An 18382-nucleotide genomic window follows, 5' to 3' on the forward strand; every position below is an offset into this window, starting at 1 on the left:
GTGCGGGGTGGGCCTCGTGGGCGCGGGGGGGGGGGGGGGGGGGCGCGGGGGGCGGGGGCGGGGGGGGCCCCGCGGGGGGGGGGGGGGGGGGGGGGGGCGCGGGGGCGGGGGGGCCCGCCCCCCACGGCACGGACCGGGGCGACCCGCGCTGCGGGCCGCCGAGGCGGGCGGGCTCAGCCGTTGGCGAGCGCCTGGACGCGGCTGAAGTCGCCGTTGAAGGCGTCCTGGTCGCCGGGGAAGACGCCGCTGTCCGAGTACTGCCAGATGGTCTGGTAGGGCCAGTTGTACGGCATGGTGCCGGGGCTGCCGTTGTAGTTGGCGAGCATCAGCGGGTTGGTGGACGAGAAGTCGCCGGTGTTGCCGGTGCACTGGCTCCACCAGCTGGTGGCCGTGTAGATGACGACCCAGCGGCCGGTCCTGGCGTGGTACTCGTTGCTGAAGGACAGGATCCAGTTGACCATGCCGGACGCCGACAGCCCGTAGCAGGTGGCGCCGTACGGGTTCCACTCCATGTCGAGCATGCCGGGCAGCGTCTTGCCGTCCTTCGACCAACCGCCGCCGTGGGCCAGGAAGTAGTCCGCCTGGGTGGCGCCGGAGGAGGTGTTGGGCGTGGCGAAGTGGTAGGCGCCGCGGATGAGTCCGGCGTTGTAGGACCCGTTGTACTGCTGCGTGAAGTACGGGTTGGTGTACGTGGTGCTCTCGGTCGCCTTGACGTAGGCGAACCTCGCGCCGTTGGCCGCGGCGGCCGACCAGTTGACGTTGCCCTGGTAACCGCTGACGTCCATTCCGGGGGTGCCGGCGACCATGGGGGTGACGGCCAGGTGGCTGGTCGAGCCGGACTGGTGCTTGGCGATCTGCGAGCCCGCCCAGTCGAGTTCGGGGTGCGTGATCTGGTTCTTCGCGGTGCTGGGCGTCGCGGCCGCGGCCGGGACGGCGCCGGCCCCGAGGGCGGCGCAGGCGAGGGCGGCGGCGGCGATGACACCGCACTTCTTCGCCTTGGCGGGTGCATGCCAACTCAACATGGATCCTCCGGGAGGGACGCATGGGTCAGGTGGGGGTGCAGGCGTGCACGCCCAGAGTGGAGGAAACCTTCTGCGGACACAAGGAGTATGAAAAAAAGCACGACGCGTGTGCGCCGCCGGCCCCGCGGGTGGGGCGCCGGCTCAGCCGGCGAGTTCCCGGGTCAGCGGGACGGCCCTGGACAGATAGAAGGTGCCGAAGGTGATGAGCGCGACCGCCCCCAGCTCCGGCAGGATCCACCAGCCGCTACGGATGTGCTCGGCGTACACCGTGACACCCAGGATGAGGCTGATCACGGCGTCGCCGAGGGTCAGGGCGGGCTGCGAGGCGGTGATGGACCCGGACTGCAGGGCGTTCTCCAGCAGGAAGACCGCGCCGATGCCGCACACCGCGAAGCCGTAGGTCTGCCAGGCGGTGATGAACGCGCCGAAGCCGTGGTCGGAGAAGGTGTTGGCGGCGGACTTCATCAGCGCGGCGGTCAGCGCGTTCGCCACCGCGGCGGCCGTGCCGAGCAGGGCGGCGCGCGGCGCCCCCGACGGGCGGTGCCGGGCGAGCAGCACGGCGGCGGCGACGAGGCCGGCGCAGACGATGCACGCCGGGATCCACCGGGCCAGCGAGGCCTGCGCGGTACCGCCGTCGGGCGCCGCGCAGGCCAGCCCGACCGCCAGCCCGACGACCATGCAGCCGACGGCGATCCAGCCCGAGCGCGGCAGCGTGCGGTGGAGCAGCGGCAGTGCGATGAGCAGGGCGAACGGCAACTCCAGGATGAACAGCGGCTGGGCAAGGGCCAGCGGTCCCGACACCAGCGCCAGGGCCTGGAAGAGCGCCGCCCCGATCACCCCGAGGATGCCGAGCAGGAACACCGACTGGTGGAGCATGTCCACCAGCAGCCGCGGGCGCAGCGCGTCCTCGGGCGGCACCGCCAGGGCGGCCTTGCGCTGCAGCACCGTTCCGGTCGCGTTGCTGGCCGCGCCGAGCAGCGCGAAGATCACGCTCAGGACCAGCAGGTCGGCCTCCCGCGGCGCAGGTGTCCCGGGACGGCGCCGAGGGCGGTCCCGGATCAGGACGGTGTCGCCTCCAGCATCGCGGCCCAGGCCGGTCCGCCGGGTGATCGGCCCGCCGAGGCGCCCCGCCGTCACCCGATCGACGGCGTTGGCCGTCGAGTGGGAGCGCGAGTACCGTCGAATTACCGAAGGCTTCGACGAGGGAGAGGCCCATGCGGGTACACAAAGGCGATGTCCTGCGGTTCACCGGGCGCACGGTGGGCACGCCGGAGCACCGCGCGAAGGTTCTGGAAGTTCTCGGCCGCGAAGGCGACCCGCCCTACCGCATCCGCTTCGAGGACGGCCGCGAGGCCGAGGTCGTCCCCGGGTCGGACTGCGTGGTCGAGTCGGGGGCACCGCGGCCCATGTGACCGCCGGCGCAGCGCTCGCCGGCAAACGGTCCGTCGCCCCGCGGAGCGCGTCCGCGGGGCGACGGGTTTATCACAGTTGATCGCTGGGCGCCGGGGACCCGGGCAATTGATCGGCAGAATGCCGCGCATTCTTCCGGCCGCGTTCGCCTGCCTAGTAAGCTGCCGGTGGGATCGGGCACTTACGGGCGCCCTCTCAGGCCGCGCCGGGCTCTGGTTGCCTCCGGAACGCCCGGCGCGGTCTCTCGAAAGGGCTCCCTCTTTTTGCACCCGGCGGCCGGAATAGCCATACGCACCGGGCATATGCGGGGGCATCGCGGGTGCGACCGGGCTGCACCGGGCGGTCCGGAGGTGGCACGACGGCTCAGCTGACCGGCCAGGAGCCCCGCCCCGCGAGCAGGTCGTCGGCGATCTCGTGCAGGTACAGGCCAAGGGTGCGGGCGTCGACGGAACGGCTGATCCGCACGATTCCCTGCCGGTCCATACCGACCAGGAACACCTCGCCCGCGGTTCCTCTGATATTACGCTGTGTTTTTCTTTGGTGGGGTCTTCCACGTCCATTCATGACGGCTCTTTTCGAAAATGCGCCTCGGTAGAAAAAGGACCCGATCCATCGATCCGGGTCCGCAGAAAGGGGCGCGGTGCCCCGGCCGTCGCCGAGGCACCTGCGCGATGACGGGGATATCCGCCGGGCTATCGCCCCATCATGGGCAGCAGCGTGCCCTGCAGCATCAGCCCGCGTTCCATCTGGATGGCCGATCGGCACAGCGCCCTGCCCTCCACCAGAAAGGTCGGTTCGATCTCGGCCCCCGCGCCGGGCGCCTGCACGACGAGCGAGAATCCCACGAACGGGTACACCATCATCACGTCCCCCGTCGTGGACACGAACTGCCCGCCGCGGTACCGCGTGTCGGCGACGAAGCCGACGACCATGGGCTGGATCTGCGGCTCGGGCACTTCCTCGCTCAGCAGCGCGAGCACGTCGACGGCGGACATCGTGCCGTCCAGTGCCTGCTGGGCGGTGGCCCGCAACCGGCCGAGCAGCTGCGCCTGGTGGGTCAACGTCGCCGACATCTCGACGGTGGCCGCCAGCTCACGGCTGGTGACGTTCGCGGCGTGCCCCAGCATCTCCACCCTGCGCCGCAGCTCGGCGGACATCTGGGACGCCTCGGCCTGCGTGCCGCGCCAGCGCGCGTCCCAGGCGGTCCGCTCGGACTCGTGCGCCTCGGCGATCCGCTCGGCCGCCGCTTCTGGATCCTTTTCCGCCTCGATGGCCCCCACGGCCAGTTTGTAGAACGCATCCGTCCGCGTCCGCGGGCGTGCCTGCGCATCCTCAATCGCAGTCATCGGTTTGCCTCCGGAATCTGACTTGGCGCGACGATAGCCCACATTTCATGATCGTTCGCCACGTTCCGGAAGAATACGCAGGAGGGGGCACGGTGATAATCATGAAGGGATGCGGAGAATCCTCAGCCGCTGCGCGTCGCCGCAGGCCGAGGGCATTTCTCGCATACATGAGCGACCGCCGGCCGGTCGGCCCCGGCCGGTAACGGGTGACATGAAGGGGATACCGAGAGGCCAGTGTTATTGGCTGGATAATCAGCCGGCCGGAAACGCAGGCCAATCCACCCCCCGGTCACGCAATGGCGGTCAGCCCTTCTCGTGCTTGTCGTTCGCCGCGGCGTCCGTGGTGCCCTCCCGCAGCAGCTGCTTTCCGAGGTCCAGCAGGGCGCGCCCGGCCGCGTACTCGTCCCCGATCGACGGGACGGGCGGGTCGTGCGGGTTGCGGTGGGCGCTGGACCTGCTGGTCAGGGTCCGTTCACCGGTGTCCAGAGCGGCGTCGACCTTGGTGACGTCCTCGTCCTCCTCGAACACGTCCATCCGCAGGGTCCAGGTCTTGGTACGTGCGGGGCCCGAGCCCTTGTCGTCCGTCATCGCGCTGTCCCTTCTGTTCGGCCTGATCGGCGCACCCCCCTCCTTCCAGCATCGCGCGCCCGGGCCGATCGGGGAGGTCGGCGGAAGGAGGGGGGCGGAGGGGGGAAGGAACGCCGCACGTCAGCCGATGGAGACCCGCAGGATCCGGTCGCTGCCGTCGGGCTGCTTGCCGTTGTTGTCGGCGTTGGTGGTGGTCAGCCACAGCTGGTCGGCGCCGGGCACCTTCGCGACCGTGCGCAGCCGGCCGTAGGTGCCGACGTAGTACGCGCTGGGCGCGCCCACGTTCTCGGTGTCGCCGCTGATCGGGATGCGCCACAGCCGCTCGCCGCGCAGCGCGGCCATGTAGACGACGTTGCGGACGATGGCGATGCCGCTGGGCGATGCCTGGTTCACCGGCCAGGTCGCCTTGGGGTTGGTCATGCCCGCGGTGGAGCAGGTGCCTTCGCAGGTCGGCCAGCCGTAGTCCTTGCCGGGCTTGATCAGGTTGAGCTCGTCGTAGGAGCTGTTGCCGAACTCCGCTTCCCACAGGCGGCCGTTGCGGTCGAAGGCCAGGCCCTGCGGGTTGCGGTGGCCGTAGCTGTAGACGTAGGTGCCGAAGGGGTTGCCGGGCGCGGGCTGCCCGGTCGTGGTCATCCGCAGGATCTTGCCGTTCAGGGAGCTCTTGTCCTGGGCGAGCGCCGGCGTCTCGGCCTCACCGGTGGCCACGTACAGATAGCCGTCCGGGCCGAACGCCAGCCGGCCGCCGTTGTGGTACTGGTTCTTCTTGATCCCCTGCAGCAGCACGGTGTAGTTGCCGAGCGAGGTGCCGTTGTATGTCATGCGTACGACGCGGTTGCCCTCGGACGCGGTGTGCATGAAGTAGACGTAGTGGTTCGCCGTCCAGTCCGGGTCCACGGCGACGCCGAGCAGGCCGCCCTCCCCGTTGGTGCCGACCACGTTGGGCACGCTGCCCACGTAGGTGCGGGCGCCGGCGAGCGTGACCCTCCAGACCTTGCCGTCCTCGGTGCCGGTGTCGGTGTAGTCGCCGCGCTCGGTGACGAGGGCGGTCTTGCCGTCGGGCAGCCAGCCGATGCCCCACGGGATCGTCCAGCCGGAGGACAGGGTGCTGATCGACGAGGGCGCGCCGCCATCGGTCGCGCAGGTCGGCGTCGTGAAGGCGACGGTGTTGCTCTGCGCGGAGGTGTTCCCCGCCTGGTCCCTGGCGACCACGTTGAGGGTGTACGGGGTGTCGCAGGCCAGGCCGGTCAGGGTCGTGGAGGAGGCCGGCGGCGTGCCGGTGACCGTGGTGTACACGGTGCTGCCGCTGCGTACGTCGTAGGCGGTGACGCCCATGTCGTCCGTGGACGCGGTCCAGCTGAGCTTCACGCCGGTGCCGGTGAGCGCGGAGTACCCGAGACCGGCCGGCGCGCTGGGCGGTGAGGTGTCGGAGCTGGGCAGCGTGGTGCAGGTGAGCGGCGTGGTCGCGGCCGAGGTGTTGCCGGCCGCGTCGCGGGCGATGACCGCCAGCGAGTAGGCGGTGTCGGCGGTGAGCCCGCCGATCGTCCTGCTCGTCGCGGTGCCGGGCGCCTCGCCCAGCTTGTTGCCGTGCTCGTACACGTCGTATGCCGCGACGCCGACGTCGTCGGTGGACGCACCCCAGTGGAGGGTGATGCTGTCCTCGGTGACGGCGCTGCAGCTGGTCGCGCCGGGGGTGGTGGGCGGCTGGGTGTCGGCGGCGGTGCCGACGGTGAGCTTGTCGAGGTTGGGCCCGCCGGCGGCGGTGGTCGCGGTCGCCGTGACCGTGTTGGTGCCGGCGGTCAGCGGGGCGGTGACCGTCCTGGTCGCCCAGGTGTTCCAGTCCGCGGTGACCGGGAACGACAGCGGCGACGCGACCGCCTTGCCGTTGACGGTGACGGTCATCGGACGGTCCGCGCCGCCGGCGTTGGCATACCGGAAGGCCAGGCTCGCGCTGCCCGCGGTGGCGGCGGCGACGGTGAAGGTGATCGAGGAGCCGGTGACATTGGTGAAGTCCACGAACCCGGTGCCGGTGTAGCCGGTGTGGTTGGTGACGACGGCGCCCTGGGCGATGGTCGCGTCCTCGGCCTGGTAGTCGGTGCTGGGCTGAGCGGCGGCCACCGTGACGTCGAGGTAGTCCAGGTTCGGCAGGCCGCCGGCCGTGGTCGCGGTGAGCCGGACGGTGCTGGTGCCGGCCGGCACCGGGGCGGTGAGCGTCGCGGTGGCCCAGGTGTTCCAGTCGGCGGTGGCCGGGAAGGACCGGGCCGCGGCGGCGACGGAGCCGTTGACGGCGATGTCGGCGGGACGGTCGGCGGTGGTGCCGTTGGCGTAGCGGAACGCGAGCGTGGCGGTGCCCGCGGTGGCCGCGGTCACGGTGAACTGGACGTACGAGCCGGCGACGTTGTCGCCGTTGACGTATCCCGTTCCGGAGTACCCGGTGTGCGAGGTCTCCAGGACGCCCTGGGAGATGGTCGCGTTCTCCGCCTCGTAGCGGGTGGCGGCGGCGGACGCGGTGGGCGCGCCGGTGGACAGCAGGGCGGCGAGGCCGATCCCCGCGGCCAGACCGGCGCTCAGGAGTCTGCGGAGGATGTGCGGGTGTTCGTGCACGACGGTGATCCCTCTCGAGTCGGTGTCCGACGATCACGGTCAGGCGTCGGCGACGCCCGTGGTGCGAGGGACTGTAATGAAAGTTTCCTAACTGTCAATGCGCCCAACGGAGTTCACCGTGACGGCCGTGAAGTCGTGGGGTGGCGCACAGGCTGACGGGGCGTCAGGAACAGCGGGGCCGGCGCGGGGTTCGAAACGGGGCAAAGCGCCACTTCGGGCGCGGCGCGGAAGGCTGTGCGAAGTCCCACAAGGCGCCACTGACGTGCAACCTTTTCAAGAGCATCACAAGGAGCACGCATCCTCTCCCGGCGGGGCTGTTAGCGTGTGCCGCTGCCCCATCGCGGGCGAACGTGAACATGCCACCAGGCTCCCTCAGCTGCGCAGCCAGCACAGAAAGACCGCGAATGGACTACTGCTACTCATGCCGTCGGACCCTCAACGGGGCTCTGGTGTGCCCGGGCTGCGGCGCCTACGCGCCGGACATAGCCCCGCCCGCCAGCACCTACGAGGGCGCTACCGCCACGGCCGCCGCGGCCTGGGAGTCGTACGGACTGGGCCCCGTGGGGCACCCGGACACCTCCGCAGGTCCGCAGCCGGACGTGCACGTTCCGGGCTACGCCGCCCCCGGCGAGCACGCCTACGCCCACCCGGGTCTGTTCGACGACGGGTACGCCCCGGCCGGCGGCCACGGGCACGCCGCGCTCGGCGAGCCCGCGCGGCCCGAGGCGTCCGCGCCCGGTTTCGCGGCGGCCGAACCGGCGGGGCCCGACGACGAGTTGCCGGGATCCGACACCCCGTCGGTGCTCGGGCCGCCGTCCCTCGCGCCCACGCTGCACCGCGGCCGAGCGGCCCGGCGGCGCCAGATGGCGCGCTGGAAGAAGAACCGGCGCCGCGCCGCGGCGGCCACCGCCGTCGCGCTGTTCGGCGGCGGCGTCACGGTGGCGTCGATGCAGGGCCACTCCGGCAGGAACGGCACGACCACCGCCGCCGCGGACCCGCAGGCGCCGACCGCGCTCCAGACCGACAACACGTCGGTGAGCGCGCCGAGCGACCAGGCCGCCCCGACCGCGGCGCCCACACACGTCGCGCCGCAGCAGCACCACTCCGCCGCGCGCCCGGCACCGCGCAGCACCCACGCCGGGACCGACAGCATCACGTCGATCCCGACCACGGTGATCCCCTCGGGCCACCCGGTGACGTACTCCGGGTCGACCCGCCCGGCACCGACCACCACCACGGCGCCGCCGGCACCGTCGAGCACCACGGGAACCACGGCGGACAGCGGGTCCACCTCGGGCTCCACCGCGACCACTCCCCCGGCCACGCCGACGACCACCGCCCCGGCGACCACCGCGCCGTCGACGCCGCCGCCCCAGCAGCTCTGCCTGCTCATCATCTGCCTCGGCTGACCTCGGGGACGCCCGGTGCCCCCGCCCGACTCGTCGGGTGGGGGCACCGGGCATTTTGCTAGGTGGAGGTTCCTCCGCTTAGTATCGGGGCAAGCGGAGGGACCTCCGCTTCCATCGAGGAGCGCCGCGGCGCTCCCGTCCCCCGAAAGATGGCCATGTCGATATCCCCGACGGCGTCGGCGACCCCGGCGTCCGCCCGCGTCCGCCGCGCCTCGCCCGTCACCCTGCTGGTGCTGGCCGCGGCGGTCTCCGCATACGCCCTGCTCCAGTCGCTGGTGGTGCCCGTCCTCGCCACCGTCCAGCAGGCGATGCACACCGACCAGACCTCGGCGACCTGGGTGCTCACCGCCTACCTGCTCTCCGCGTCCATCTTCACCCCGATCATCGGCCGTGTCGGCGACGCGGTCGGCAAGAAGAAGATGCTGGTCCTGACGCTGGCGGCGCTCGCCGCGGGCCTGCTGCTGGCCGCCGTGGCGAGCAGCATCACGGTCCTGGTCGCGGCCCGTGTCCTGCAGGGCGTCGGCGGCGGCGTGCTGCCGCTGGCCTTCGGCATCACCCGCGACGAGTTCCCGCCGCACCGCGCGCCCGCTACCGTGGGCCTGCTCGCCGCGCTCACCGCGGTCGGCGGCGGCCTCGGCATCGTGCTGGCCGGCCCGATCATCAACGTCCTCGACTACCACTGGCTGTTCTGGCTGCCGCTGATCGCCGTCGTGGCGACCGGTGTGGCCGCCCAACTGCTGCTGCCCGCGTCGCCCGCGCACGCCCGGGGGCGGATCAGCGTGACGCCCGCAGTGCTGCTCTCGGCATGGCTGGTCGCGCTGCTGCTCGCGCTCAGCGAGGGCTCGGTGTGGGGCTGGGCCTCCGGGCGCGTCCTGGGCCTGCTCGGCGCCGCGGTGGTGCTGGCGGCGGGCTGGATCGCGGCCGAGCGCCGCGCCGCGACACCGCTGGTGGACCTGCGGATGATGGGGATTCCCGCGGTGTGGACGTCGAACCTGGTGGCCCTGATGGTGGGCGTCGGGATGTACGCGACGTTCGGCTTCCTGCCGCAGTTCCTGCAGACGCCCTCGCAGGCCGGCTACGGCTTCGGGGCGAGCGTCACCGCGTCCGGCCTGATCATGCTGCCGTGGCCGCTGACGATGTTCGCGGTCGGCGCCGCCTCCGGGCGGCTCGCGGCCCGGTTCGGCGCCAAGGCGCTGGTGGTGGCCGGCAGCCTGATCGCCGTCCCGCCGTTCCTGCTGATGGCCTTCGCGCACGACCACGTGTGGGAGCTGTGCCTGGCCACCGGCGTGCTCGGCGTGGGCTTCGGGCTGGCCTTCGCCGCCATGTCGAGCCTGGTCGTGCAGGCGGTGCCGGCGCACCAGACCGGCGTGGCCAGCGGCATGAACGCCAACATCCGCACCATCGGCGGCGCGGTCGGCGCGGCGCTGATGGCCGGCATCGTCACCGCCCGTACCGGTCCCGGCGGCCTGCCCGACGAGTCCGGGTACGCCTGGGGCTTCGCGGCCCTGGCCGGCGCGACGGTGCTGGCGTTCCTGGCCGCGCTGCTCATCCCGGCCCGCGTCGGCGAACAGGTCCTGCCGGAGCCGGTGCGCGGCGACGACCTGGAGCGCGCGGCCGCCACCCCGGTCTCCGCGGACGCGGTCCTGCCGGGGCCTGCCGGCACCACGGGCTCGGCCGCCGGGACGGCGTCCCGGGAGGGCTGACGCCCAGGTCCCGCACGGTGGGACGAGGGCCGGAGACCGGCCCCGCCGGGCTCCGGTTGTGGACCATGAGGGTGACGCTGATGATGAATGTGTCCTATCGGCACCCTTTCGCCCTATACCGCGAAGGGCAGCACCCGGGAGTGGATCATGGGCGGACATGTGTACCTGGCTTACGACTATCCCGTTCTCGGCGCCTTCTGGACGGCCATGTGGGTCTTCCTGTGGGTTCTGTGGATCTTCCTGCTGTTCCGGATCGTCGTCGACATCTTCCGGGACGACTCGATGAGCGGCTGGGCCAAGACCGGATGGCTGCTGTTCGTGCTGCTGCTGCCGTTCCTCGGCGTCTTCGTGTACGTCGTCGCCCGCGGCACCGGCATGGGCCGGCGCGAGCAGCACCACGTCGAACAGCAGCAGAAGGCGTTCGACAGCTACATCCGCAAGACCGCCGGCACCCAGGGCGGCGCCAGCCACACCGACCAGCTCGACCGGCTGGCGCAACTGCGCGCCGACGGAACCCTGTCGGAGGAGGAGTTCCAGAAGGCCAAGCAGAAGGTGCTCTCCTGACGGAGAGCCGGCCGGCACGGCCGGCGCACGTCCCCGGGTGGGCCGGCCGCGAGGCCGGCCCACCTTCGTGTCACGCCGTGTCACGAAGGGGTGGGCGCCGCCAGCCGGTAGCGGACGAACAGCACGGCCTCCACGTCGCCGTGCGGTGCGCTGTACAGGTGGGCGCGGTCCGCGCTCCAGGAGGCGTGCGCCCCGGGGCCGGCCGTCTGCGGGGCCGCGGGATCGCCCACGACCGCGGTGCCGGCGAGCACCATCAGGTGCTCCTCGGTCCCGGGGATGTGCGCGGCCGACTCCTGGCGGGCGCCCGCCCGGATGCGGATCCTGAAGACGTCGGTGACGGCGTCGGCGTCCTCGAAGCGCTCGGTGAGCACGGCGGTGACGGCCTCGCCGGAGATGCCGGCCCGTGCCGCGCCGGGCGTGAGGACCGCGCTGAGCGGGAGGCCGGGCCCGGGCGAGCCGTGCGGGGTCCCGTCCTCGTCGGTGAGCACCGCGCTGAGCGCGATGCCCAGTGCGGTGGTGAGCGCGTAGAGGGTCTCCAGGGTGGGGTTCCTGCGGCCCGCTTCCAGCTCGGAGAGGGTGGCCTTGCCCGTGCCGGACTGCCGGGCCAGCGCGGACAGGCTCAGGCCGCGCTCCTCCCGCAGCTGCCGCAGCCGCCGGCCGACGCGTTCGTTCAGCTCCATACCTCTCCCAGTCCCGCCTGCCCGCCGGACATCCGGCCGGTCGATGCCCGTTGACGGCTGCACCGGGCCAAGCCTAGTGTTCCGCATACGGAACGTTCCGTAAACGGAACCCTAGCCGCCCGGAAGTGTCATGAAGGTCCTTGCGTCCCTGCGCTCCGCCGCGCCCGCGCCCGCCGTCACCGCAGGTCTGGTGACGGTGCTGGTCGGTGTCACCAGTTCCGCCGCCGTGGTGTTCAGCGCGGCCAGGGCGGCCGGCGCGGACGCCTCCGAGCTGGCCTCCTGGATGTTCGCGCTCGGCCTGGGCCTGGGGGTCACCTCCATCGGGCTCTCGCTGCGCTACCGCACCCCGATCGTCACCGCCTGGTCCACCCCGGGCGCGGCGCTGCTGGCCACCGGTCTGGTGGGGGTGCCGATGTCCCAGGCGGTGGGGGCGTTCCTGCTGTCGTCCCTGCTCATCCTGGTCAGCGGGGTCACCGGGTGGTTCGCCAGGGTCATGGACGCCCTCCCCGTCCCGCTGACCGCCGCGCTGCTGGCCGGGGTGCTGCTGCAGTTCGGCACCGACCTGTTCACGGCGATGCACGGCCGGTTCGCGGTGGCCTTCCCGATGTTCGCCGCCTATCTGCTCGCCCGCCGGCTGCTTCCCCGCTACGCGGTGCTGGCGGCGCTCGCGGTCGGGGTGGCCGCCACCACCGTCACCGGCGGCTGGCACACCGCCGGTCTGCGGCTGTCCGCCCCGGCGCCTGTCTTCACCACTCCCGATCTGGACTGGCGGGTGCTGCTCAGCGTCGGCATCCCGCTGTACGTGGTGACGATGACCGGCCAGAACCTCCCGGGCGTCGCGGTACTGCGCAACTCCGGCTACGACGTGCCGGTCTCGCCGCTGCTCGGCTGGACCGGCGCGGTCAACGCGGTGCTCGCGCCGTTCGGCGCGTTCGGCCTGAACCTGGCGGCGATCACCGCCGCGATCTGCACGGGCGAGCAGGCCCACCCGGACCGGTCCCGCCGGTACCTGGCGGCGGTCTGGGCGGGCGTCTTCTATCTGTGCGTGGCCGCGCTCGGCGGCACGATCGGCGCCCTGCTGACGGCGATGCCGCGCGAACTGGTGCTGGGCATCGCGGGGATCGGGCTGCTGGGCACGATCGGCAGCTCGCTGCACACCGCCCTGGGCGACGAACGGCACCGGGAGGCCGCGGTGGTGACGTTCCTGGCCACCGCGTCCGGCATGACGCTGCTGGGCATCGGCTCGGCCTTCTGGGGACTGCTCGCCGGGGTGTGCACGCTGCTCGCCGCGCGCCTGCCTGTCCCGGGGCGCCGCCCGGGTGCGCCGGGGCCGGCGCCCGAACGGACCGCGGTCGCTGACGAGGCCGGCGGGTCGCCCTCGCCGGGCGGCCCGACCGGCGACGGCGCGCCGGGGTCCTCGGTGCCGGCGGGCTCGACCGGCGCCTGACGCCCCGACCGCAGCGCCGTCCTGTGCCAGCCCGTCGCCTCCCCGCCCCCGGGGCCCGCGCGCGTCCCCGCTCCGGACACCGGCGTGCCCTTCGGTCCGTCCCTGCCCGCCCTCGGACCCGGTGCCTGCCCGGCAGAACGTGCCCGGCCCCACCGCCCCCGGGGCCCGCGCGCGTCCCCGCTCCGGACACCGGCGTGCCCTTCGGTCCGTCGTCTCCTGTCCGGCGCCGCGGCGGCGGGCGGACCGGAGGAACTCACCCGGCGTCGGTGCGGCGGCCCGGCACCACCAGCCCGTGCTCGTAGGCGAGCACGATCGCCTGCGCCCGGTCCCGGGCGCCGAGTTTGCCCAGCACCCGGCTGACGTGGGTCTTGACGGTCTCCGCGCTGACCACCAGGCGCTCGGCGATCTCCGCGTTGGACAGTCCCTCGGCGACCAGCCGCAGCGTGTCCGTCTCCCGCGGGGTGAGCGCGGCGAGCGCCGCCCCGGAGGCCGCGACCTGCGGCCGCATCCTGACGAACTCGCCGATCAGCCGCCGGGTGACGGTCGGCGCGAGCAGCGCCTCGCCGGACGCGACGACGCGCACGGCGTCGAAGAGCCGCTCGGCCGCCATGTCCTTGAGCAGGAACCCGCTGGCTCCGGCGGCCAGCGCGTCGTAGACGTGCTCGTCGAGGTCGAAGGTGGTGAGCATGATGATGCGCGGAACCCCGCCCGGCCGTCCGGTGATGCGCCGGGCCGCCTCGATGCCGTCGAGCACCGGCATCCGCACGTCCATCAGCACGATGTCGGGCCGCAGCGCGTCGCAGAGCCGGAGCGCGGCGGCGCCGTCGGCCGCGCTGCCGACCACCTCGAAGTCGGGCTGGCTGTCCAGCAGCGCGGCGAACCCGGCGCGGACGATGTCCTGGTCGTCGACCACCAGGATGCGTACCGGGGCGGCGGCGCCCACCGGTTCGGGCGCGTTCATGCCGCCCGCCGGTCGCCGGCCGAGTCGAGCGGCAGCCGGGCCTCGACGACGAAGCCGGTGACCGGCCCGGGTCCCGCGGCCAGGGTGCCGCCGGCCATCGCGGTGCGCTCGCGCATGCCGATCAGCCCGTGGCCGCCGGCCGCCGGCGCCCCGCCGGGCCCGCTGTCGCGGACCGTCACCCGCAACTCCTCGTCCGCGTAGTGCAGTTCCACGTCCACCGCGGAACCCGGCGCGTGCCGGCGGGAGTTGGTCAGCGCCTCCTGCGCGATGCGGTAGGCGGCCAGCTCGACGCCCGGGTCCAGGGGCCGGACCGTGCCGCGGACGGTGAGCCGGACGACCGTGCCGCTCGCGTCGCGGGCCTGGTCGACCAGGGCGAGCAACTGGTCGAGGCCCGGCTGCGGTCGGCGTGCCGGGCGAGGACCCGCCGTCCGGCGGTCCGCGCGTACGGGCCGGCCGGTGCGGTCGTCGCCGTCTCCCCCGCCGTCCTCGCGCAGTACTCCGAGGAGGCGGCGCATCTCGGTCAGCGCCTCGCGGGCGGTCTCGCCGATCGCCAGGAGTTTCGCGGCGCCCTCGGGCGGCAGTCCCGGCGTGGTGAGCCGGGCCGTCTCGGCCTGCACCGACAGGGCACTGATGTGATGGGCCACGATGTCGTGCAACTCGCGGGCGATCCGGGTGCGTTCGCCGCGCGCCGCGTGCTGCAGCAGGGTGTCCGCGTACGCCCAGTCGGCCGCCGCCCGGGCCGCCGCGGCCCGCCGGGACCTGCGGTGCGCGCCGAGCGCCGCCGCGGCGGCGGTGCCGGCCAGCATGCCGACGGCCCATGGCTTGCCGCCGGGCCGGCCCGCCCCCGCGCCGACCGCGTAGGCCACGAACGGGACGGTGGCCAGCAGGGCGGTCACCGGGGGGCGGCGCAGGCCCAGCAGGAACAGCACGGCGGCGAGCGCGGCGAGTCCGGCGACCGCGGGCAGCTCTCCGCTGAGCGGCGCCAGCAGTACGGCGGCGGCGATCGCGGCAGAAGCCGGCACCAGGTGGGAGCGGGCGAACGCCAGCGGCGCGGTCGAGCCGAGGGCCAGGGCCAGGGTGCCGGCGATCGTCAGGGAGCCGGTCCGGGCCGGACCCACGCCGTTCGCCGCGGCCGCCGCCTGCGCCAGGCCCAGCGTGCCCAGCGTCGCCGCCGCGACGAGTGGCAGGTCGGGGGCGCCCGCGGCCCGGCGCAGTGCCGCCGCACAGCGTCCGACCAGGCGCTTCGGCAGCGGCATCGGGGTCATCAGGCCATTATCCGCAGCGGTTCCGGCAGGTCGCGTCCCCCGCGCGGGGGATGGCGGGGCCGGCGAGGACTCCCCGTGAGCGGGACGGCAGCGGCGGTCGCCGTCAGTAGCGTCGAGGCCATGACGGAATGGACGATCGCGGTCAGCGATCTCAGCAAGACCTACGGGAACACGGCGGCGGTGGATTCGCTGTCGTTCACCGTGCGGCCTGGGACGGTCACCGGTTTCGTCGGGCCGAACGGCGCCGGCAAGTCGACCACGCTGCGGATGATGCTCGGCCTGGACGCGCCCGACGGCGGCAGCGCGCTCATCGGCGGCCGGCCCTACCGGGAGTTGCACGACCCGCTGCGGTCGGTCGGCGCGCTGCTGGACGCGGAGGCGGTCCATCCCGGCCGCCGGGCCCGCGCCCATCTGCTCTGGCAGGCCCGCTACAACGGGCTGCCGGCCGGGCGGGTGGACGAGGTGCTCGACCTCGTCGGCCTGGCGCCGGCGGCGGGCAAGCGGGCGGGCGGGTTCTCGCTGGGCATGCGCCAGCGGCTGGGGATCGCCGGTGCGCTGCTCGGCGACCCGCGGGTGCTGATCCTGGACGAGCCGGTGAACGGCCTGGACCCGGACGGCATCCGGTGGATCCGCGGCCTGCTCAGGTCGCTGGCCGCGGAGGGCCGCACGGTGCTGGTGTCGAGCCACCTGATGAGCGAACTGCAGGACACCGCCGACCATGTGATCGTGATCGGCCGCGGACGGCTGCTGGCGGACACCGCGGTGGACGCGCTGCTCTCCGCCGCGTCCGGCGACCGGATCGTGCTGCACACCTCGCGCCGGACCGACGCCATGACGGTGCTGGCGGCGGCCGGCGCGACCGTGTCGGTGCTCGGCGCCGACGCGCTGACCGTCTCCGGGCTGCCCGCGGAACGGGTGGCCGCCGAACTCAACGGCGGAGCCGTGCCGTTCTCGGCCCTGGCCCCGCACCGCGCCTCGCTGGAGGAGGCGTATCTGGACCTGACCCGCGACGCCACGGAGTTCCGGGCGCACGGGCACGACGCCGAGGAGATCCGGCCGTGACCACGTCGACGACCTCCCTGCTGCGGGCCGTACGCGCCGAGTGGGCCAAGCTGCGGTCGGTGCGCAGCACCGGCGCCGCGCTGCTGGCCACCGTCGCCCTGGTGGTGCTGATCGGGGTGCTCACCGCCCAGGGCGGGCACACCAGTTACGGCGGACCCGCCCGGCTGGACGGCTTCGCCTTCGTGCACCGCCCGGCCGCCGGCGACGTCACGGTGACGGCACAGCTCACCGGGCAGGCGGACAGCGCCCCGTGGGCGAAGGCCGGGCTGATGCTCAGGTCCGGCACGGCCGGCGGCTCGCCGTCCGTGTCGCTGATGCTCACCCCCGGCCACGGCGTGCGGATGCAGGCGCGCGGCGGTACCGAGGAGCTGACCGGCAGCGGCGGCGCCGCGGCCCCGTACTGGCTGCGGCTGTCCCGCTCCGGCCACGAGGTGACGGGCTGGGAGTCGGCCGACGGCCGCACCTGGAGCAAGGTGGGCACCGTTCCCGACACCGGGCTGCCCGCGACCGCGGAGGCCGGGCTGTTCGTCGCCTCGCCGGAGACCGCCACGTCGCGCTGGGCGGGCCCGGGCAAGGTGGTGGGCACCGCGCGTGCCACCACCGGCCGCGCGGTGTTCGCCCATGTGACGGCGGCGTCGGGGGCCGCGCCTGCGGCTTCCGGCGCCGGGGACACGGGCGCCTCCGCCGCGGACAGCTGGCAACTCACCGATGTGGTGCAGCCGCCCGGGCCGCCGGGTACGCAGCTGCCGGCCGCCGCGCCGGGCACGCTGCACCGGACCGGGCAGACGTTCACCGTCACCGGCAGCGGCGACCTCGGCACCCCCGGGGTGGGCGGGGTCGCGCAGGACGGGCAGGACGACACGGTCGCCTCGACGCTCAGCGGCGTGCAGATCGGCCTGTTCGCCGTCATCGCCCTCGGCGTGCTGGCGATGACCTCGGAGTACCGGACCCGCACCATCCGCACCACGTTCACGGTCAGCCCGCACCGCGGCCGGGTGCTCGCCGCCAAGGCGGTCGTGGTGGCGGCCGGGGTCTTCGTGGCCGGGCTGGTCGCCTGCGCGGTCTCCTATGTCGTCTCCCTGCCGATCCAGCGCAGGAACGGCTACGGGCCGCCCATCTTCCCCCAGCGGTCGCTGACCGATCCCCTGGTGCTGCGCGCGGTGGTCGGCACCGCCGCCTTCCTGGCGCTGATCGCGCTGCTCAGCCTGGCGGTCGGGGTGATCGTGCGGCGGACGGCGGCGGCGGTGATCCTGCTGTTCACCGTGCTGGTGGTGATCCCGCTGGTGGCCCAGGTGACCTCGGTGGGCGCCGATCTGTGGGTGGGCAGGGCCACGCCGGTGGCGGGTGCGGCGATCCGGCAGACGCAGCCGCTGTTCGAGAACGCGACCGGGCCGTGGCAGGGGTTCGCGGTGCTCGCCGCGTACACGGCGGCGGCACTGGGCGCCGCGTTCTGGCTGCAGCGGCGGCGTGACGCATGAGGCGCGCGCTGCACGCGGAGTGGACCAAGCTGGTGAGCGTGCCGGCCCAGTTGTGGACGCTGGTCGCGGTCACCGGGGTGATGGCGGGGGCCGGGGCCCTGGTGGCCGTCACGCAGCGGCCCCCCACCTGCCCTCCGGGGGGTCCCGGCTGCTCGCTGCCGGACACCACGGCACTGATCCTGTCGGGGGCGTATCTGGCGCAACTGGCCGTGCTGGCCGCCGCGGTGACACTGGTGTCCAGCGAGTACCACCCGCGGGTGATCCTGCTGACGCTCGCCGCGCAGCCCGGACGCGGCCTGGTGCTCGCCGCGAAGGCGGTGGTGGGGACGGTGGCGGTGCTGGGCACGGCGCTGCTGGGGGTGGCCGGCGCGCTGGTCGCCGGCCGCCAGGTGCTGCTGGCCCGCGGGTTCACCGGGCAGGACGGCCGGGGTCCGGCCGCGCTCTCCGATCCGGCGGTGCTGCGGGCGGCGCTGGGCACCGTCCTGTATCTGGTGCTGGTCGCGGTGCTGTCGCTGGGCGCGGGCTGGGTGCTGCGGCACCAGGCGGCCGCGGCCGGGTCCGTCGCGGCGCTGCTCTACGGCCCGTTCCTGGCGGCGCGGATCATCCCGATGCCGGACCGCGTGCTGCACGCGGTGCAGGACGTCTCACCCATGTCGGCTGGCCTGTCGGTGCAGTCCCTGGTGCCGGGTGCGGGCACCGCACCGATCGGCCCGTGGTCCGGGCTCGCCGTCCTCGCCGGCTACGCGGCCGCCGCCCTGGGCACGGGCTGGCTGCTGCTCGTCCGGCGGGACGGCTGACACCGGCGTCCGGCCGTCCCGGCGGCATCCGCCGGGACGGACGGCCCGG

17 protein-coding genes are annotated in these 18382 nt (G+C 73.8%); 8 read left to right on the plus strand and 9 right to left on the minus strand.

Translation table 11 applies throughout. From position 1 onward, the window contains the following. Positions 1-173 precede the first annotated feature (173 nt). Both ACH4TG_RS14510 and ACH4TG_RS14515 read right to left on the minus strand, forming a co-directional pair. Positions 174-1022 carry a lysozyme gene (locus tag ACH4TG_RS14510; protein WP_398242558.1) on the minus strand — a complete coding sequence of 283 codons (849 nt, stop codon included), beginning with the start codon at positions 1020-1022 and terminating at the stop codon, positions 174-176. A gap of 141 nt (positions 1023-1163) precedes the next feature. Continuing rightward, a complete protein-coding gene (locus tag ACH4TG_RS14515; protein WP_398242621.1) occupies positions 1164-2027 on the minus strand; it encodes a DMT family transporter in 864 nt (287 codons plus the stop codon). A gap of 209 nt (positions 2028-2236) precedes the next feature. On the opposite strand from ACH4TG_RS14515, the gene ACH4TG_RS14520 reads away from it, so the two are divergent. Beyond that, the gene (locus ACH4TG_RS14520) at positions 2237-2434 is read left to right on the plus strand and encodes a DUF1918 domain-containing protein (protein WP_069462468.1); all 198 of its coding nucleotides are present in this window, start codon (positions 2237-2239) and stop codon (positions 2432-2434) included. Between the two features lie 361 nt (positions 2435-2795). Here the strand turns inward: ACH4TG_RS14520 and ACH4TG_RS14525 are convergent, their stop codons facing one another. The 4 genes from ACH4TG_RS14525 to ACH4TG_RS14540 all read right to left on the minus strand — a co-directional run bounded on the left by ACH4TG_RS14525 (position 2796) and on the right by ACH4TG_RS14540 (position 6967). Then, positions 2796-2930, minus strand: coding sequence for a hypothetical protein (locus ACH4TG_RS14525; RefSeq protein ID WP_398242559.1), 135 nt, complete (start codon positions 2928-2930; stop codon positions 2796-2798). Positions 2931-3124: 194 nt separating this feature from the next. Further along, entirely contained in the window at positions 3125-3712 is a 588-nt protein-coding gene (locus ACH4TG_RS14530) for a hypothetical protein (RefSeq protein WP_398242560.1), read from the minus strand. Between the two features lie 369 nt (positions 3713-4081). Beyond that, entirely contained in the window at positions 4082-4366 is a 285-nt protein-coding gene (locus ACH4TG_RS14535) for a dsRBD fold-containing protein (protein ID WP_398242561.1), read from the minus strand. Positions 4367-4486: 120 nt separating this feature from the next. Beyond that, a complete protein-coding gene (locus ACH4TG_RS14540) occupies positions 4487-6967 on the minus strand; it encodes a PQQ-dependent sugar dehydrogenase (RefSeq protein WP_398242562.1) in 2481 nt (826 codons plus the stop codon). A gap of 404 nt (positions 6968-7371) precedes the next feature. On the opposite strand from ACH4TG_RS14540, the gene ACH4TG_RS14545 reads away from it, so the two are divergent. The 3 genes from ACH4TG_RS14545 (at position 7372) to ACH4TG_RS14555 (ending at position 10643) form a co-directional block, all read left to right on the plus strand. Beyond that, positions 7372-8376, plus strand: coding sequence for a hypothetical protein (locus tag ACH4TG_RS14545; RefSeq protein ID WP_398242563.1), 1005 nt, complete (start codon positions 7372-7374; stop codon positions 8374-8376). Positions 8377-8531: 155 nt separating this feature from the next. Next, positions 8532-10079 carry an MFS transporter gene (locus ACH4TG_RS14550; protein ID WP_398242564.1) on the plus strand — a complete coding sequence of 516 codons (1548 nt, stop codon included), beginning with the start codon at positions 8532-8534 and terminating at the stop codon, positions 10077-10079. A 147-nt stretch (positions 10080-10226) separates the two neighbouring features. After that, positions 10227-10643 (plus strand): SHOCT domain-containing protein, encoded by a 417-nt coding sequence (locus tag ACH4TG_RS14555; RefSeq protein WP_398242565.1) that lies wholly within the window; start codon positions 10227-10229, stop codon positions 10641-10643. Positions 10644-10723: 80 nt separating this feature from the next. Here the strand turns inward: ACH4TG_RS14555 and ACH4TG_RS14560 are convergent, their stop codons facing one another. Then, positions 10724-11323, minus strand: a complete 600-nt coding sequence (locus tag ACH4TG_RS14560) for a helix-turn-helix domain-containing protein (RefSeq protein ID WP_398242566.1) — start codon at positions 11321-11323, stop codon at positions 10724-10726. A 130-nt stretch (positions 11324-11453) separates the two neighbouring features. On the opposite strand from ACH4TG_RS14560, the gene ACH4TG_RS14565 reads away from it, so the two are divergent. Then, positions 11454-12770 (plus strand): benzoate/H(+) symporter BenE family transporter, encoded by a 1317-nt coding sequence (locus ACH4TG_RS14565; protein WP_398242567.1) that lies wholly within the window; start codon positions 11454-11456, stop codon positions 12768-12770. A 253-nt stretch (positions 12771-13023) separates the two neighbouring features. Here the strand turns inward: ACH4TG_RS14565 and ACH4TG_RS14570 are convergent, their stop codons facing one another. Both ACH4TG_RS14570 and ACH4TG_RS14575 read right to left on the minus strand, forming a co-directional pair. Then, positions 13024-13731 (minus strand): response regulator, encoded by a 708-nt coding sequence (locus ACH4TG_RS14570; protein ID WP_398242568.1) that lies wholly within the window; start codon positions 13729-13731, stop codon positions 13024-13026. After that, complete coding sequence (locus ACH4TG_RS14575) at positions 13728-14996, minus strand: sensor histidine kinase (RefSeq protein ID WP_398242569.1); 1269 nt, start codon at positions 14994-14996, stop codon at positions 13728-13730. The genes ACH4TG_RS14570 and ACH4TG_RS14575 overlap by 4 nt, the downstream gene beginning before the upstream one ends. A 120-nt stretch (positions 14997-15116) precedes the next feature. On the opposite strand from ACH4TG_RS14575, the gene ACH4TG_RS14580 reads away from it, so the two are divergent. From ACH4TG_RS14580 to ACH4TG_RS14590, 3 genes are read left to right on the plus strand one after another with little or no spacing between them, the layout of a single operon-like run. Beyond that, a complete protein-coding gene (locus ACH4TG_RS14580) occupies positions 15117-16058 on the plus strand; it encodes an ABC transporter ATP-binding protein (protein ID WP_398242570.1) in 942 nt (313 codons plus the stop codon). Continuing rightward, positions 16055-17536 carry a hypothetical protein gene (locus ACH4TG_RS14585; RefSeq protein WP_398242571.1) on the plus strand — a complete coding sequence of 494 codons (1482 nt, stop codon included), beginning with the start codon at positions 16055-16057 and terminating at the stop codon, positions 17534-17536. The genes ACH4TG_RS14580 and ACH4TG_RS14585 overlap by 4 nt, the downstream gene beginning before the upstream one ends. Continuing rightward, positions 17533-18333, plus strand: a complete 801-nt coding sequence (locus ACH4TG_RS14590; protein ID WP_398242572.1) for a hypothetical protein — start codon at positions 17533-17535, stop codon at positions 18331-18333. The genes ACH4TG_RS14585 and ACH4TG_RS14590 overlap by 4 nt, the downstream gene beginning before the upstream one ends. Positions 18334-18382: the final 49 nt, after the last annotated feature.

Source organism: Streptomyces sp. NPDC020917 (assembly GCF_044333795.1).
Taxonomy (GTDB): domain Bacteria; phylum Actinomycetota; class Actinomycetes; order Streptomycetales; family Streptomycetaceae; genus Actinacidiphila.

Bases quoted from the DNA above. Each gene is read 5' to 3' on its own strand.
- ACH4TG_RS14535 (WP_398242561.1), bottom strand. From the start codon at position 4,366: ATGACGGACGACAAGGGCTCGGGCCCCGCACGTACCAAGACCTGGACC.
- ACH4TG_RS14590 (WP_398242572.1), top strand. From the start codon at position 17,533: ATGAGGCGCGCGCTGCACGCGGAGTGGACCAAGCTGGTGAGCGTGCCG.
- ACH4TG_RS14580 (WP_398242570.1), top strand. From the start codon at position 15,117: ATGACGGAATGGACGATCGCGGTCAGCGATCTCAGCAAGACCTACGGG.
- ACH4TG_RS14545 (WP_398242563.1), top strand. From the start codon at position 7,372: ATGGACTACTGCTACTCATGCCGTCGGACCCTCAACGGGGCTCTGGTG.
- ACH4TG_RS14565 (WP_398242567.1), top strand. From the start codon at position 11,454: ATGAAGGTCCTTGCGTCCCTGCGCTCCGCCGCGCCCGCGCCCGCCGTC.
- ACH4TG_RS14520 (WP_069462468.1), top strand. From the start codon at position 2,237: ATGCGGGTACACAAAGGCGATGTCCTGCGGTTCACCGGGCGCACGGTG.
- ACH4TG_RS14570 (WP_398242568.1), bottom strand. From the start codon at position 13,731: ATGAACGCGCCCGAACCGGTGGGCGCCGCCGCCCCGGTACGCATCCTG.
- ACH4TG_RS14550 (WP_398242564.1), top strand. From the start codon at position 8,532: ATGTCGATATCCCCGACGGCGTCGGCGACCCCGGCGTCCGCCCGCGTC.
- ACH4TG_RS14555 (WP_398242565.1), top strand. From the start codon at position 10,227: ATGGGCGGACATGTGTACCTGGCTTACGACTATCCCGTTCTCGGCGCC.
- ACH4TG_RS14510 (WP_398242558.1), bottom strand. From the start codon at position 1,022: ATGTTGAGTTGGCATGCACCCGCCAAGGCGAAGAAGTGCGGTGTCATC.
- ACH4TG_RS14575 (WP_398242569.1), bottom strand. From the start codon at position 14,996: ATGACCCCGATGCCGCTGCCGAAGCGCCTGGTCGGACGCTGTGCGGCG.
- ACH4TG_RS14560 (WP_398242566.1), bottom strand. From the start codon at position 11,323: ATGGAGCTGAACGAACGCGTCGGCCGGCGGCTGCGGCAGCTGCGGGAG.